The organism is Eisenbergiella massiliensis (assembly GCF_003435485.1).
In genome coordinates this window covers 70,055-87,015 of sequence record NZ_QVLV01000015.1, presented here as the reverse complement: position 1 = coordinate 87,015, position 16,961 = coordinate 70,055, and the positions used below count along the sequence as shown (strand labels likewise).

At 46.0% G+C, this 16,961-nt stretch carries 13 protein-coding genes; 10 read left to right on the top strand and 3 right to left on the bottom strand.

The window, feature by feature from the left end:
- Positions 1-207 precede the first annotated feature (207 nt).
- A complete protein-coding gene (locus tag DXC51_RS19350; RefSeq protein WP_102288438.1) occupies positions 208-609 on the top strand; it encodes a hypothetical protein in 402 nt (133 codons plus the stop codon).
- 66 nt (positions 610-675) lie between these two features.
- Here the strand turns inward: DXC51_RS19350 and DXC51_RS19345 are convergent, their stop codons facing one another.
- Both DXC51_RS19345 and DXC51_RS19335 read right to left on the bottom strand, forming a co-directional pair.
- Positions 676-1,704: a 3-deoxy-7-phosphoheptulonate synthase gene (locus DXC51_RS19345; RefSeq protein WP_025491143.1), complete on the bottom strand. Its 1,029-nt coding sequence runs from the start codon at positions 1,702-1,704 to the stop codon at positions 676-678.
- A 340-nt stretch (positions 1,705-2,044) separates the two neighbouring features.
- Positions 2,045-3,424 (bottom strand): putative polysaccharide biosynthesis protein, encoded by a 1,380-nt coding sequence (locus tag DXC51_RS19335; RefSeq protein ID WP_117545195.1) that lies wholly within the window; start codon positions 3,422-3,424, stop codon positions 2,045-2,047.
- A gap of 210 nt (positions 3,425-3,634) precedes the next feature.
- Here DXC51_RS19335 and nifS point away from each other — a divergent pair, with 210 nt between their 5' ends.
- The 5 genes from nifS to DXC51_RS19310 all read left to right on the top strand — a co-directional run bounded on the left by nifS (position 3,635) and on the right by DXC51_RS19310 (position 8,481).
- On the top strand, positions 3,635-4,816 hold the full coding sequence (gene nifS, locus DXC51_RS19330) for a cysteine desulfurase NifS (protein WP_117545194.1): 1,182 nt from the start codon (positions 3,635-3,637) through the stop codon (positions 4,814-4,816).
- 33 nt (positions 4,817-4,849) lie between these two features.
- A complete protein-coding gene (nifU, locus tag DXC51_RS19325; RefSeq protein ID WP_021636655.1) occupies positions 4,850-5,293 on the top strand; it encodes a Fe-S cluster assembly scaffold protein NifU in 444 nt (147 codons plus the stop codon).
- Between the two features lie 3 nt (positions 5,294-5,296).
- On the top strand, positions 5,297-6,373 hold the full coding sequence (mnmA, locus tag DXC51_RS19320) for a tRNA 2-thiouridine(34) synthase MnmA (protein WP_021636654.1): 1,077 nt from the start codon (positions 5,297-5,299) through the stop codon (positions 6,371-6,373).
- 292 nt (positions 6,374-6,665) lie between these two features.
- Positions 6,666-7,820, top strand: a complete 1,155-nt coding sequence (locus tag DXC51_RS19315; RefSeq protein WP_117545193.1) for an immunity 26/phosphotriesterase HocA family protein — start codon at positions 6,666-6,668, stop codon at positions 7,818-7,820.
- Between the two features lie 136 nt (positions 7,821-7,956).
- Positions 7,957-8,481 carry a hypothetical protein gene (locus tag DXC51_RS19310; RefSeq protein WP_021636651.1) on the top strand — a complete coding sequence of 175 codons (525 nt, stop codon included), beginning with the start codon at positions 7,957-7,959 and terminating at the stop codon, positions 8,479-8,481.
- Between the two features lie 142 nt (positions 8,482-8,623).
- Here DXC51_RS19310 and DXC51_RS19305 read toward each other — a convergent pair whose 3' ends face one another.
- Entirely contained in the window at positions 8,624-9,442 is an 819-nt protein-coding gene (locus tag DXC51_RS19305) for a histidinol-phosphatase HisJ family protein (RefSeq protein WP_117545192.1), read from the bottom strand.
- 413 nt (positions 9,443-9,855) lie between these two features.
- On the opposite strand from DXC51_RS19305, the gene gap reads away from it, so the two are divergent.
- From gap to DXC51_RS19285, 4 genes are all read left to right on the top strand, one after another.
- Positions 9,856-10,875, top strand: a complete 1,020-nt coding sequence (gap, locus tag DXC51_RS19300; protein ID WP_021636648.1) for a type I glyceraldehyde-3-phosphate dehydrogenase — start codon at positions 9,856-9,858, stop codon at positions 10,873-10,875.
- A 91-nt stretch (positions 10,876-10,966) separates the two neighbouring features.
- Complete coding sequence (locus DXC51_RS19295) at positions 10,967-12,175, top strand: phosphoglycerate kinase (protein WP_021636647.1); 1,209 nt, start codon at positions 10,967-10,969, stop codon at positions 12,173-12,175.
- 82 nt (positions 12,176-12,257) lie between these two features.
- Positions 12,258-13,007 carry a triose-phosphate isomerase gene (gene tpiA, locus DXC51_RS19290; RefSeq protein WP_021636646.1) on the top strand — a complete coding sequence of 250 codons (750 nt, stop codon included), beginning with the start codon at positions 12,258-12,260 and terminating at the stop codon, positions 13,005-13,007.
- 321 nt (positions 13,008-13,328) lie between these two features.
- On the top strand, positions 13,329-16,775 hold the full coding sequence (locus DXC51_RS19285; protein WP_117545191.1) for a tetratricopeptide repeat protein: 3,447 nt from the start codon (positions 13,329-13,331) through the stop codon (positions 16,773-16,775).
- Positions 16,776-16,961 lie beyond the last annotated feature (186 nt).

Sequence of the window (16,961 nt, the reverse complement as noted above, 5' to 3'; positions counted from 1 at the left end):
AAAGTCATTATTTTCTTTATTCCCGCGAGCAACGAGCCAAGTAGCCATGCTTGCATGGATATTTGGCGACTGCCGCGAGGGTCAAATACCCCGCTGCTCTGCAGTGCTGCAAGTTTGTCCCGTTGCTTGCAGCGGGGTATTTGATTGCGGCAAAGCTGCTGATTGCGCCGGGTTTTAAAGCGAAGGAGCAGGAGAAGGAGGAAAAGCATGAATAGAAAAGTACTGGCGGCCATTTTCTCTGCAGCGGTCCTGGTCGTTATTGTGATGACGATTATCCTGTATCATTTAAGCGGTTTTTCTTCCTTTGTGAGCATGGGCTGCACGGCGGAAGGGTATGAGCAGAAAGACGGGACAGGATATCTTACCATCGGGCTGGAGGGCAGCCCGGCCAGGGACAGCGCAGTAATCAGGGTATCTCAGGAAGCGCTGCAGAAAGAACTGTCAGAAGGGGAACTGTCAGATATCATCGGTGTAAATATGGTTCTGGAAATCCCCGCCCATGTGGCAAGGAAAAATAATATTGACAGGAATACCGATGTATTCGGCCTGCTGTATGCGTCGGATGCTTATGATAAGTACCTGACCATAACTGCCGTATTCAGACGCTGAAATCCCGGAGAGACTGCCGTTTCTCCGGGATTTCCTGTTTTTTATTTCCTGTTTTTTGCTTCTATTCTATTCGTATTCGGCAATATCATAAATCAGTCTTTCGGAGTCCTCCCAGGACAGGCAGGGATCAGTGATGGATTTGCCATATACCCCGCCGCCGACCTTCTGGCAGCCTTCCTCGATGTAGCTTTCCACCATAACGCCTTTTACAAGAGAATGGATGTCTTTGTTCAGCTTGCGGCTGTGCATAACCTCTTTGACGATACGTATCTGCTGTTCATGCTTTTTGTCGGAATTGCTGTGGTTGGCATCAATGATGCAGGCAGGATTCTTCAGATCCCGTTCATTATAGAGGGTGAGAAGCGTATTCAGATCCTCATAATGGTAGTTGGGAATATTACGGCCGTGCTTGTTGGTGGCGCCACGGAGTACGGTATGCGCAAGCTCATTGCCTGTGGTGTTGACCTCCCAGCCCCGGTAGATGAAGGAATGGGGATGCTGCGCCGCATATACGGAATTGAGCATCACGGAGAAATCGCCGCTGGTAGGGTTTTTCATACCTGCGGGGACGTCAAAGCCGCTGACGGTAAGGCGGTGCTGCTGATCCTCCACGGAGCGCGCGCCGATAGCCACATAAGAGAGAATATCGGAAAGATAACGCCAGTTTTCAGGATAAAGCATTTCATCTGCAGCGGTAAGGCCGGATTCATCGATGGCGCGAATGTGCATTTTCCGCATGGCGATGAGTCCCTGCAGGAAGTCGGGCTTTTTCTCCGGATCAGGCTGGTGCACGATTCCCTTATAGCCTTCGCCGGTGGTGCGGGGTTTGTTGGTGTAAATCCGGGGAATCAGGATTAGCTTGTCCTTTACCTTTTCATTTACTTTTGCAAGTCTTGCTATGTAATCACAGACAGCGTCTTCATTGTCTGCGGAGCAGGGGCCGATAATCACAAGAAATTTATTGCTTTTTCCGGTAATGACATCCCTTATTTCCTGATCCCGTTCTTCCTTCAGCCTGACCAGCCTTTCCGGCATGGGATATTCTTTCCTGATTTCATCAGGGGTGGGTAATTTCCTTATAAATTCAAAACTCATGATACATAATCTCCTCTGTAAAAATAAAACCGTCCGCCGGCAGTTATTGCTCCGCCGTCAGAACGATATTGCTGCCGGAAATGAAAACGCGTCGTCCGGATAAACGAAAACCATCCGGCCTTCGGGCAGCCTCCTTCACGGACAGGCAGTCTCCGCCGCAGGCGGTATCGGATGCAACTGTCCGCGTACATTATAATATAGAAAAACGTAATGTGCAAGTTTTCCGGGGAAGCTTTCAGGCAGGTCTGCGCAGACGTGTTACTGTTCACACCCCGTTTGGGCTCCTGCCATCGCTGCCCTGTGGCCACGCCTCTGTGTCCGCCAGCCGGCATCGGTCTGTTCAGCCCGGCAGCAGATATTTGCGCAGAGGGATCAGGCAGCAGAGCGTGGTGTAAAGCTGGCTTAGCAGCATACCGGCCAGATATCCCCTGATTCCATAGACCGGTATGGCCTGGAAGACAAAAAGCAGACGCAGCAGAATGCTGGTCAGGTTGAGGAAAAAGGAATAGCCGGTTTTGCCAAGGCCGTGGAGAATGCTGGTCAGGGTGGTGTTCAGGTACAGAAAAGGGCACATAAAGCTGAGGATCATAATAAAATGGCCGGCCATTTCACTGTTGTACAGCATCCTTCCCACCGTGGGGCCGAACGTCAGAAAGCACACAAGGCAGATACAGCCCAGCAGAAGGCAGTATCCAAGGCATTTGCGGACGGCTTTGCGGATGACCTTCTGGTTATTTGTGGCATCGGCCTCGGATATGGCGGGCATGAGCAGTACGGAAACAGAGTTGGTCAGTGTGCCCGGGAAAAAAATAAGCGGCAGGGCCATTCCCGTCAATACGCCGTAAACACTCAGGGAATCACTGACCGAATGGCCGTAAACCTGCAGCTTTGCCGGAATACAGGCGGCTTCAATGGCCTGGAGGACATTCAGGCACAGCCGGTTGGCGCTTAATGGCGCAGCAAAACCAAGAATCTGACGGCTCAGCCTGCCATAAGCCTGAACGAGCCGGGCCGGGCCGGAGCCTGTGGCTTTCCGGTGCAGCGTGCCGGAGGGCGGCCTTCCGCCGGGGTATGCTTTTTTTACAAAATGAAGGTATGCTGCGGGAAGGGCAAGAAGCATGGAGGAAAGCTCTCCAATGGCGAGACCGGCTGCGGCAACCGCGATGGTAGGCTCCTTTCCCTCCTTTATGCACATGGAAGCGATAAGGAAGACGCTTCCCACCCGGAAGAGCTGTTCGGTAAGCTGGGTTGCCGCAGGGACGCCGGTTTTCCTGACACCGTAAAAATAGCCGTTGATGCAGGAATGGACGGAGGCAAACGGGAAAGACAGCGCTGCAATACGCAGAAGCGGCGCGCATCTGGGTTCAAACAGCAGATAAGAAGCAATAAAATCTGAAAAATTATAAACGCCAATGAGGCAGCAGGTGGATAAAGTGAGCGAGAATGTAAATCCTACTAGCAAAATGCGCAAAGATGCTTTATAATCATGGGTAGCTGTTTCACCTGCCACGAACTTGGAAATGGCGTTCTGCAGCCCGGCCGCGGACAGGGAAAAAACGAGAGCCATGACCGGCCCGATCAGCTGATAAATCCCCATATTTTCTTCGCCGAACAGCCGGGAAAGAAAGATGCGGTAAAAGAAACCGATGAGACGGCTGGCAAGGCCTGTGACTGTAAGAATGATCGTTCCGGTGATCAGGGTGTTTTTCTTAATGCGCATACTGCTCCAATCTTTGCGCGGACAGTGACTGTAAACAGTGACCGCAATGGCTCTTTTGGTAAATATATGCAGAGGAGCCTGTTGACAGAACGCAGAGGCAGTGTTATATTAACCATAGAAAACGAAGCGGTTTAGTAGGAATTGATATTCCCCCAAAACCGTCTCCATATAGAAAAAGCATGCATTTCATGCAGACAGGAGAGTAGAATAATGAATAAACTGATTTATCTGGATAATGCGGCAACCACGAAAACCGCGCCTGAGGTGGTACAGGCCATGCTTCCCTGGTTCACGGAGAACTACGGGAACCCCAGCAGCATTTATTCCCTGGGCACGGAGAGCAAGAAGGCCGTGAGCGAGGCGAAGGATATCATAGCCGGTTCCCTGGGCGCTGCCAGCAATGAGATTTATTTCACAGCCGGAGGCTCTGAAGCGGACAACTGGGCGCTGAAAGCTGCTGCGGAGGCCTATGCATCCAAAGGAAAGCATATCATCACCTCGAAAATAGAGCATCACGCCATTCTCCATACCTGTGAATATCTGGAGAAGAAGGGCTGTGAAATTACTTATGTAAATGTGGACGAAAATGGTATAGTAAAGCTGGACGAGCTGGAAAAAGCCATCCGGCCGGACACTATCCTGATTTCCATCATGTTTGCCAATAATGAAATCGGCACAGTCCAGCCCATTAAGGAAATCGGTGAAATCGCGTCCAGACACAATGTCCTGTTCCATACGGACGCAGTACAGGCTTATGGCCAGCTGTCGATCAATGTGGATGAATGCCATATCGATATGCTCAGCGCCAGCGGGCACAAGCTGAACGGACCGAAGGGAATCGGCTTCCTTTATATCAGGAAAGGAATCAAGATCCGTTCCTTTATCCACGGCGGGCAGCAGGAGCGTGGCAGAAGGGCCGGCACGGAGAACGTTCCGGGCATTGTAGGCATGGGTGCCGCTGCCAAACGGGCATTTTCCATTCTGGAAGAGAAAAGGGCAAAGGAAACCGAACTGAGAGACTATCTGATAGAGCAGATTGAAAAGGAAATCCCTTACTGCCGCCTGAACGGAGATCGTAACAGAAGGCTTCCAAACAACGTGAATTTCAGCTTCCGTTTTGTGGAAGGGGAATCCCTTCTTATCATGCTTGATATGAAAGGCATCTGCGCTTCCAGCGGTTCTGCCTGTACCTCGGGCTCTCTGGATCCCTCCCATGTCCTTCTTGCCATCGGCCTTCCTCATGAAATCGCGCATGGTTCCCTGCGTCTGACATTGAATGAAGAAAATACGAAGGAAGAAATGGACACAACGGTGGCCGCAATTAAGGAAATCGTAACCAAACTCAGAAATATGTCTCCTCTGTACGAGGATTTTGTAAAAAAACAGAAATAAGGAAATCAATCAGGAAACGGAAAGGATAACGATATGTACAGCGAAAAAGTAATGGATCATTTTGAACATCCCCGTAATGTGGGGGAAATAGAGAACGCAAGCGGCGTTGGCACCGTAGGAAACGCCAAATGCGGCGACATCATGAGAATTTATCTGGATATTGACGAGGAAGGCATTATCCGCGACGTTAAATTCAAAACCTTTGGTTGCGGCGCGGCTGTTGCCACCAGCAGCATGGCAACCGAGCTGGTAAAGGGCAAGAGCATCCAGGAAGCCATGGAAGTGACCAATAAGGCGGTTATGGAGGCGCTGGACGGCCTTCCGCCCGTAAAGGTACACTGCTCCCTGCTCGCAGAGGAGGCCATCCATGCGGCGCTCTGGGATTATGCCCAGAAGCACGGCATTACCATTGAAGGACTGGAAAAACCCAAGTCCGATATTCACGAAGGAGAAGAAGAAGCAGAGGAAGAATACTAAAATATGAGCAAAAAAGTAGTTGTGGGCATGTCCGGAGGCGTGGATTCCTCCGTGGCTGCCCTTTTGCTGAAAGAACAGGGTTATGAGGTCATCGGCGTCACCATGCAGATCTGGCAGGATGAGGCGGAGGAAACCAGGGAAGAAAACGGAGGCTGCTGTGGCCTGAGCGCTGTGGACGATGCCAGGAGGGTTGCCGAAAAGCTGGATATTCCTTACTATGTTATGAATTTCAAGAAGGAATTCAGAAAATATGTGATGGATTATTTTACGGCGGAATACCTGAAGGGCAGAACCCCCAACCCATGCATTGCCTGCAACAGGTATGTGAAATGGGAATCCCTGCTCACCAAAAGCCTGGGACTGGGAGCCGATTATATCGCAACCGGCCACTATGCCCGCATTGAACAGCTTCCCAACAAAAGATACGCTATACGCAATTCCGTTACGGCGGCAAAGGATCAGACTTACGCCCTTTACAACCTGACCCAGAAGCAGCTTGCCCATACCCTGATGCCTGTAGGCGCCTACCCTAAGGATGAGATCCGCAGGATAGCCCGGGAAGCGGGGCTGCCGGTAGCGCACAAAAAAGACAGCCAGGAAATCTGTTTTATACCGGATCACGATTATGCCGCTTTTATCGAAAGGGAATGCACAGACTCTGTCCCCGGCCCCGGCAATTTCGTATCCGTTACCGGAGAAATCCTTGGGAAACATAAAGGCATCACCCACTATACCGTAGGCCAGAGAAAGGGCCTGAACCTTTCCATGGGACATCCGGTCTTTGTCACGCGGATCAACCCGGAAACCAATGAAGTTATCATCGGAGAAAATGAAGATGTCTTTTCACGCACACTCACCTGCAGCGGCCTGAATTTCATGTCCGTCCCGGATCTGGAGCAGCCCATGCGTGTGAAAGCCAAAATACGCTATGGCCACAGCGGCACCTTCTGCCTCATAGAAAAGACAGGAGAGGACCGAATCAAATGCACCTTTGAAGAGCCGGTCCGCGCCGTAACCCCGGGCCAGGCCGTTGTTTTCTATGACGGCGAATATGTACTGGGCGGCGGAACCATAGAGTAAAAAGAAAGACGGCTTGATGCTGCAGACCCGGAAGTAGGGAAGGACAGCGCCTGCGCTGATGCGTTTATCCTGGCGCTGTCCGTTCAAGCCGCAGCCTGCGGAAAAAATAGAGAGACAAAACGGCATAGTCGTGCAGACTATGCCGTTTTGCCGTTGATAGTTCTGTCAGGTTTTGTGCTGCGAATACACTATATCCATGGATCCGGAATTGTAGTAGAATGATAAAAAGGCCGAAGAAGCGTTCATTTTAACTTAGTACACGCTGTGGCATAGAAAAGGAAGGAGAACCTTTGTGGATAACAAATTTATGTTAACTAATGAACAAAGAAGGTATCTGGGGCTGGAACCTGTGGAAGCGCATTGGGAAGTGATGGATATCAAAGGCACCCTATATTATTTTGACGGGAATATTATTAAAAAGGAAATTATAACTTCATACTGCCGGGAGGAAAATTTCAGATACAGGGAAAGTGAACTCTATGTAGAGACTGCAGAAAACAAAAAGCTGGTCCTGCCCAAAACTGCAAAAGGAAAGCCTAAGAAATTGAATTTTACCGCCACACAGTCCTTCAGGCCTGTTAATGTATATTTTGCATGCGAAGGAAGCTGTATAACGATAGCAAATTATACGACACAAAAGACCTTCTATTTTGAAGATATCAAAAACGATGTCACTGCCCCGGTTTTGGAAAACTGGCTGAAAAACTGGATAGAGGAAACTACACAAGATGACCTTGAGGATTTGGAACGCTTTAAATACGAGAAAAGAGTACATCAGAAATATAAAGAGGGCGATATTTTCACCTTCAAAATCGGAAGAAGACAGTATGGCTTCGGGAAAATCTTAATCGATGTCGCAAAACGCAGGAGAACAGAAGAATTTAAGCAAAATAAGAATTATGGCCTGGCTAATCTGATGGGCCCGGCGCTTATTGTAAAGGTGTACCATAAAATCAGCGATAATATCAATGCAGATATCGATGAATTGGAACGGGGACTTTCCCTGCCGCCCCAGGCCGTCATGGACAACCGAATTTATTATGGCGAGTATAAAATCATCGGAAACAGAAAGGTAACAAACCGGGATCTGGATGATGCGCCAATCTCAACCAGCAAAAGCATAAACTACCAGGACAGAGACATCGCATACCTTCAATACGGCCTGATATACAGGGAACTGTCCCTTTTTGAATTTGAAGCGTACGATGATGAGGATTGGTGCCACAAAGACTACAGGAATGAAGGCATTGGTTTTTCTCTGGATTTGGATGCACTGCAGGAATGCATCAATGCACATTCCAACGAACCCTATTACCGCAGCAATGCCCGGAGAAAGCTGAACCATCCGGCGAATAAAAGGGATAAAAATGCAGCTTTTAAAGCCTTCGGACTGGACGGAAGCCTGGATTATGAAGGAAATTTGAAGAAATGTTTTAAGCGAATGTAGCAAACTTCACTGTCCCGGCAGCAGACGCCCTGCCCGATAGGGCGGTTTTGGCCGGAAATGGGATGCTACAGGCACTTCTTTCCCTTTACCGCATAAACATAAGAAAAAGGCCATAAAGGAAAACAGAAAATTGGATATGGATTTTAATTCGTACAGAATGAGACAGAGACCTGTCTACATGGTATTTGAAGGCGTTGTCACCCACCTGGAAATTGCACCGGGAATGATGGGACGATATGACGGATGCACCCAGATGGTGACCGTAGAAAATGAAGCGGGAAATACCGTAAATTTTTTAATGAACGCCTCCACCTTCGTGGTAGACTATACCACCCTTTATGAAAGCATGCCCGTTACCGTTTTCTACAGCGGCGACACAGCGGTCCCTGCGATTTATCCGCCCCAATATGAAGCGGCGGTCATCGCGCCCCGCCAGGAAGGCCAGAATGTCTTCGTGGGATACTTCAACAACCTCCTCATGAGCAGCGACCAGAGCCTCAAGCTCAACCTGGCTCCCACCACCCAGGTAGTTACCTCAAATAACCAGACCTTCATGGGAAACCCGGGAAACCATACCCTGGCCGTACAATACAGCCAGACCACCAGAAGCATACCCGCACAGACAACACCGGAACGGGTCATCGTCCTCTGCGGCATGTAACCGCCTCTTCCGGGAAATTACCACTGTCTGTCCGGCTCCAAAGGAAGCCTCCCCGAAAAAAGTTCCCCGGAGAAAACTCCCCGGAAAAGACCAACTGAGGAGCCCTCCTGCAAAACCGTATAAGGAGCCGGAAAAAGACAGCCTACAGCTTTATAAAAGAAGCAGTACGCTTATCAAACACCGTATAATAAGAAAAACCACAGTCCCTGAGAAACTCCTCAGCCCTCTTGAACTCCCTGCAAATATCCGCAGGCCTGTGAGCATCCGACCCGACCGTCACAATTTCCCCGCCCAGATCATGATAACGCTTCAGCACCTCCCGGCACGGATGAAGCTCCTTCAGCCCATAACCGATCCCCCCGGTATTGACTTCCACGCCAATCCCATTCTCCAACAGCAGCTCCAGCATCCTCTCAAACAAATCCCGATACTTTTCATATGTATAAAACTTATCCTGATCCGGACCATACCGCACCACATAATCCAGATGCCCATAAATATCAAAATCATGAAACACCTCAAGATTGTCAATTATGGATTCGAAGTACTCCCTGTAAGCCTCCTCCTCACTTCTCCCCGCAAAGAACCCCGCATCATACGGATCCTTCCCATTACACAAATGCGAAGACCCGATAATAAAATCAAAAGGAAAAGAATTCACATATCCCTCCTGCACCTCGGCCAGATAAGCCTGCAGCCCCAGCTCCACCCCAAAGCAAAGCTTAATCCTGTCCCCATAAACCGCCCTGCACCGCAGCAGCTCATACAGATAAGCATCCGTATTCACCTCAAAAAATCCCTTCGGAATCCCCTCCGAAACCGGAAAATCAAAATCCATATGCTCCGTAAAACACATTTGCCCAAGCCCCAACGCAATCCCTCTCTCAACCATCTCCCCCATAGGAGCCTTAGAATCCCCCGAAAAAGAAGAATGCAAATGAAAATCCGCCCGAATAGCCATACAAAAACCGCCTTTCTTATCATCATTAAACAATCCACTATTATATATAAAAAGTGAAATCCTTCTAAAAAGTATATCCTATCCCCAAAAAAAACGCAAAGAAAATTACCCCCCTCAAACTATTCCCAAACCACCCCTTTCCTTTTATTTTTACGATAGCCCCGGGGGGCGTACTCCCTTCAATTATAAACTTTTTGTAAAATAATGGGCGATTTCCAATAATTTTTTAATTACGTCTTGATATTTTTATGCAGATTAGGTAAAATGATTGTGCTGATAAAATTTTGTCAAGCTTTTGGGACAGGCCCGGATGCCAATCCGCAATGTCCAAGGTGAGGACTTACGCTGGACGTGGGTCCATTTGCTGTGCTTGATAAAAGAATATAAAAAAACATTTTTAGGAGGAATTAAAAATGGCAGTAAAAGTAGCAATTAATGGTTTTGGCCGTATTGGACGTCTTGCTTTCAGACAGATGTTCGGAGCAGAAGGATTTGAAATCGTAGCAATCAATGATTTAACATCTCCCGAAATGCTGGCTCACTTACTGAAATATGATTCAACACAGGGCAGATACGCTCTGGCAGACAAGGTATCTTTCAGCGAAGATTCCATCACTGTTGATGGAAAAGAAATCAAGATTTATGCAAAAGCTAACGCTGCAGAGCTTCCTTGGGGAGAAATCGGAGTAGACGTAGTTCTGGAATGTACCGGATTCTACACCTCCAAAGCAAAAGCACAGGCTCATATCGATGCCGGCGCTAAGCACGTTATCATTTCCGCACCTGCCGGAAGCGATCTTCCTACCATCGTTTACAATGTAAACCATGAAACCCTGAGCAAAGATGATCACATCATCTCCGCTGCTTCCTGTACAACAAACTGCCTGGCTCCCATGGCTAAAGCTCTTAACGACGCTTTCCCGATCCAGAGCGGTATTATGTGCACAATCCACGCTTACACAGGCGATCAGATGACTCTGGATGGTCCTCAGAGAAAGGGCGACAAGAGAAGAAGCCGTGCAGCAGCAGTGAATATCGTTCCCAACAGCACAGGTGCTGCTAAGGCTATCGGCCTGGTAATCCCTGAACTGAACGGCAAGCTGATCGGTTCCGCTCAGCGTGTTCCTACCCCTACAGGATCTACCACAATCCTGACAGCAGTAGTTAAAGGACAGCCTACAAAAGAAGCTATCAACGAAGCTATGAAGGCTGCTGCAAATGAATCCTTCGGCTACAACACAGACGAAATCGTATCCAGCGATATCATCGGTATGAGATATGGTTCCCTGTTTGATGCTACTCAGACCATGGTTCTTCCTATTGACGAGAATACATCTGAAGTACAGGTTGTTTCCTGGTACGACAATGAGAATTCTTACACAAGCCAGATGGTTCGTACAATCAAACACTTTGGCAAGCTGCTGGAAGCATAATTTAATCCAGCTGGTGTAAAGGCATAGGCTCATAAAGGGTCCGGTCTGATGAGGGCCGGATCCTTCTTTCATTTTTAAGGAGGTTTTTACCATGTCATTGAATAAGAAATCCGTTGATGATATCAACGTAAAAGGAAAACGCGTCCTTTGCAGATGCGACTTCAACGTACCGCTGAAGGAAGGCAAAATCACAGATGAAAACCGTCTGGTTGCAGCGCTTCCTACTATCAAAAAGCTGATCGCAGACGGAGGAAAGGTTATCCTTTGCTCCCATCTTGGAAAGCCTAAGGGAGAACCCAAGCCGGAGCTGTCTCTGGCACCTGTTGCAGCACGTCTTTCCGAGCTGCTTGGCCAGGAAGTAAAATTTGCAGCAGATCCCGAAGTGGTTGGACCTAATGCAAAAGCAGCAGTAGAAGCTATGAAGGACGGAGACGTTATCCTTCTTGAGAATACCCGTTACAGAGCAGAAGAAACCAAGAACGGCGAAGCTTTCTCCAAAGAGCTGGCTTCCCTGTGCGACGTTTTTGTAAACGACGCTTTCGGTACCGCTCACAGAGCACACTGCTCCAACGTTGGTGTGGCACAGCTGGTTGATACCGCAGTTGTTGGTTATCTGATGCAGAAGGAAATCGACTTCCTTGGAAATGCCGTAGAGAATCCCGTAAGACCTTTCGTTGCTATTCTTGGCGGCGCAAAGGTTGCAGATAAGCTGAATGTTATCTCCAATCTGCTTGAAAAATGCGATACCCTGATCATTGGCGGCGGTATGGCATTTACCTTCCTGAAAGCAAAAGGATATGAAATCGGCGCATCCTTAGTGGATGATGAAAAAGTTGAATACTGCAAGGAAATGATGGAAAAGGCTGAGAAGCTTGGCAAGAAGCTGCTTCTTCCCGAAGATGCTGTTGTTGCAAAGTCCTTCCCCAGCCCGATCGATGCAGAAATCGAAGTTGAGGTTTATGCTGCAGATGCAATCCCTGCCGACATGATGGGACTGGATATCGGACCCAAGACGGCAGAGGCTTATGCAGACGCTGTTAAATCCGCCAAGACCGTTGTTTGGAACGGACCTATGGGCGTATTTGAGAACCCTGTTCTTGCAAAAGGAACCATTGCAGTTGCAAAGGCTCTGGCTGAAACTGATGCAACCACCATCATCGGCGGCGGCGATTCCGCAGCGGCTGTTAACCAGCTTGGCTTTGGTGACAAGATGAGCCACATCTCCACCGGCGGCGGCGCTTCCCTGGAATTCCTGGAAGGCAAAGAGCTTCCCGGAGTTGCAGCAGCAAATGACAAATAATATTATTTAACGCGGGGAGACAGCCTGCGAGCTGCCTCCCGCAAACGATAAAATTCACTTTTATATTAAGGAGACCATAATCATGGCAAGAAAGAAAATCATCGCCGGAAACTGGAAGATGAACATGACTCCCAGCCAGGCTGTTGAATTAATCAATACCTTAAAGCCTCTTGTAGCAACAGAAGATGCTGACGTAGTATTCTGTGTGCCTGCAATTGATATCATCCCCGCTATTGAAGCTGCTAAGGGAAGCAACATCGAAATCGGTGCTGAAAATATGTATTATGAGGAGAAAGGTGCTTACACCGGAGAAATCGCTCCTGATATGCTTACTGATGTTGGCGTTAAATACGTTATCATTGGACATTCTGAAAGAAGAGAGTATTTTGCAGAAACGAATGAGACCGTTAATAAGAAGGTTCTCAAAGCTTTTGAGCATGGCATTACTCCTATTATCTGCTGCGGCGAGTCCCTTACTCAGAGAGAGCAGGGAATTACTATCGACTGGATTCGTCAGCAGATTAAGATTGCATTCCTGGGCGTAACAGCGGAGCAGGCTAAGACAGCCGTTATCGCTTACGAGCCTATCTGGGCAATCGGAACCGGCAAGACTGCAACCACAGAGCAGGCGCAGGAGGTTTGTGCTGCAATCCGTGTATGCATCGGTGAAATCTATGACGAAGCAACTGCAGAAGCTATCCGCATCCAGTACGGCGGATCTGTAAATGCAGCTACCGCTCCGGAACTGTTCGTTCAGCCTGATATTGACGGCGGCCTGGTAGGCGGCGCAGCTCTGAAGCCTGACTTCGGAAAGATCGTTAACTGGAAATAGTTTCAGTTATGGGAAAGTAAAGTATTAACCGGAAAGAACTCCATGGAATTCATTCCGGTATAAAAATCCGCATCTGCCTTTGAAAAAAGGGGATGCGGATTTTTTATACTGCGGGTAATGCTCCAAACGGAGGCGTGTATGTGCTTGTATGACTAAGTTCGTGACGACAGGATTCGACAAAACTTTGTGTCTATCGTAAATAGTTTTGCTGAGATTTGTTTTATTTTAACCTTTTATTACCAACAATATGACATATAGTGATATAATATTTTTAAATTTAAATGCGACAAATTGGAGTTATATTATTGGGAGGAATTTTCAATGGGTACTATTTTAGAACAAATTTTAAGTAGTTTAAATACTAAGATTGGGTTTGCAGGGTCTATTATAACTCTTTATGATCATTTTAAAAATCAAGATGACACCCATATTAAGGAAACGTTTGCCGCTATACGCAATAAATCAAAAGAGGCATATGATTCATATTGTGAATACCGTCAATATAGGAAAGATGAGATAGGCACGCCATTGGAAAAACATATCCTTGGGTATTGGGAGTCGTGTCTAAAACGTGATACTGTTCCAAGCGTTACCGATATGGTGTCTTTAAAAATTGCAAGTAAAGCAGAGGCAGAAATCATGTTAGCATATCTGTTGGAGGCTTGGATGGAAAATCCGGATTTTGTGGAATGGCTGCATGACATTCTGACACAGAATAAGTTGGATAAATTATCAGAGACACTAATTTCTTTGCAGAAAAATCTAGAGGGAGTTTCGGGTTTAGCAAATCAATTAAAGCAACAAAACATCAGTGATATAGCGTTTGTTATTTCTCCAAAGCGCATCGTAGATGCAAAAAATTCATGCACCGATTTAGATGTCAAACGTTACTATATGGTGGATAATAGATTTGTTACAATGTTTAAAGTAGTTAGTGCGGAGCATAATATTCCTCATATGGAGATTATCAAAAAAGTTGAAAATTTAGTTGAAGGCGGCCATCCTGTTATTATTGCTGGAAATGGCGGATTAGGAAAGACAAGTCTGATGATGCATGCAGCTGTGCAATGGACTTCCTCCGGAGGAGTAGCGGTCTGGTTATCTTTATCAAACAAGGACATAATTACAGAACAGAAAGCAGCAGCTTTTTTCAATCATCTTATAGCGTCGATACCTGTTGGGCAACGGATTTTATTATGTATTGAAAATCCTTATGAAGGTAAAGCTTCTTTTTCAAATTTACAAAAAACGTGGCCGAATAATGATAAGATACAGCTTATTATGGCCGAGAGAGCAAATAGGCTCACATTGCTTGCTGATCCTGATCAGGACTTTTTATTGTATTGGTTTGATGATGCACAAATGATTATTTTACAAGGTTTGGGACAATCTGAGCCAACACTTGCTTTGAAAGACTACATATCTTATCCATTTCCAGAAACACAGGAAAGAAGAAAAAAGATACTGGAAAAATGTACCCTGTTTCTTGTAGGGGAGGGAATTGTAGAAGAAAAGGACAGGCTAAGCAGTGTACAAACAGTATTGAGTAGATACAGCAAACCTACTGTTAGCTTGGTTGAGCTAATTTACCGAACTCTCTTTGAATTAAAGAAAAGAGCGTCAAAACCTGGAGATATTAAATTGGATTGGGAAGAATGGGAAAGTTTCATAGAGAGTGAATTTGGAAAAGGTGAAATATACACACAGAAAGAGTTATATGGGGTCATTGCTGCGTTAAAAATATTTAATACACCAATTACAATTACGCTTTTTTGTAAATATTTTGAATTAAAAGAGAGGAAGTTAAGAGGGCTCTTAAATGAAAGGTTGATGGCACGCCATATTGAGCCTGTCATTTTTCATAACGATACTTTACAACCCAAACATGATGTTATTGCAGAACTGTTTTTTTTGTTTCATAAGGAAACAGTTTCAATTAATTTTTTAATGCTGAATTTGTTACAATGTATGGATGAAAATGAGATTGAATTGCTCTTGATAAATATGGTAAATAAACGAGAATTCCAAAAAGGGAAAAAATATAATGTTGGTCAGATTAAATACAGAGATTATATGGATGAAATATACAATCGTATTACAAAGAATAATTTAAATCTTTCGAATACAGGAATGGCAAAATTGTGTTTAGGATATTTATGGTCCAGATTTCAGCAAAATACATTCAGAAATAATGTTTCGTTAAATAGCATTTTAAATAAAATTGCTCCAGAAATAGATGGTAGCCTGGATTTGGCAAAACTTTATACAGAATGGGGTATTTGGGCTCGGGATTTAGGCGATAATACACTTGCCGAAGAAAAATTTAGAACTGTTGTAGACAATTATCCAAAACAGTTACCAGCCCGAACGGAATTGGGAAAACTGCTCTCGAAACAAAAGGGACGTGAAAAAGAAGCGGAAGAAGTCCTCCGAGAGGCAATGCAAATTGAACCTAAACATATCCAATCTCGAACGGAATTGGGGAAACTGCTCTCGAAACAAAAGGGACGTGAAAAAGAAGCGGAAGAAGTCCTCCGAGAGGCAATAAAAATAGACTCCCAAAATATTATGTCTCGAACGGAATTGGGAAAACTGCTCTCGAAACAAAAGGGACGTGAAAAAGAAGCGGAAGAAGTCCTCCGAGAGGTCATAAAAATAGACTCCCCAAATATTATGTCTCGAACGGAATTGGGAAAACTGCTCTCGAAACAAAAGGGACGTGAAAAAGAAGCGGAAGAAGTCCTCCGAGAGGCAATTAAGATTGACCCCAAAAATCTTCATCCTCATACGGAATTGGGAAAACTGCTCTCGAAACAAAAGGGACGTGAAAAAGAAGCGGAAGAAGTCCTCCGAGAGGTCATAAAAATAGATTCCAAAAATATTATGTCTCGAACGGAATTGGGAAAACTGCTCTCGAAACAAAAGGGACGTGAAAAAGAAGCGGAAGAAGTCCTCCGAGAGGTCATAAAAATAGATTCCAAAAATATTATGTCTCGAACGGAATTGGGAAAACTGCTCTCGAAACAAAAGGGACGTGAAAAAGAAGCGGAAGAAGTCCTCCGAGAGGTCATAAAAATAGATTCCAAAAATATTATGTCTCGAACGGAATTGGGAAAACTGCTCTCGAAACAAAAGGGACGTGAAAAAGAAGCGGAAGAAGTCCTCCGAGAGGTCATAAAAATAGATTCCAAAAATATTATGTCTCGAACGGAATTGGGAAAACTGCTCTCGAAACAAAAGGGACGTGAAAAAGAAGCGGAAGAAGTCCTCCGAGAGGTCATAAAAATAGATTCCAAAAATATTATGTCTCGAACGGAATTGGGAAAACTGCTCTCGAAACAAAAGGGACGTGAAAAAGAAGCGGAAGAAGTCCTCCGAGAGGTCATAAAAATAGATTCCAAAAATATTATGTCTCGAACGGAATTGGGAAAACTGCTCTCGAAACAAAAGGGACGTGAAAAAGAAGCGGAAGAAGTCCTCCGAGAGGTCATAAAAATAGATTCCAAAAATATTATGTCTCGAACGGAATTGGGAAAACTGCTCTCGAAACAAAAGGGACGTGAAAAAGAAGCGGAAGAAGTCCTCCGAGAGGTCATAAAAATAGACTCCAAAAATTTGCATGCCCGTACAGTACTTGCAAAATTATATGAAAGCTGTAACAGGCAGATTGAGGCTGTGATACTATATAAAGAAGTCTGTAAATATAATCCCGGAAATCCTTTCGGAGAGAGAGGGCTTGAGAGGTTAAAGAAATATATTAATGCGTAATTATAATATTCTGTTGCTCTGTTATTAAGATAAATTACGCCAACGAATGTATTAAATTTTTTGTCGTGGCCTTGACATAAGGGTGGCGGAAGCCGTGGGCTTTGGCCTGGAAACTTAGCTTCACAGGATGAATGTGGCCGCTTTCCTGAAGGTTTTAGTAAAATGAGGGTAAAAACTGTCTTTTCA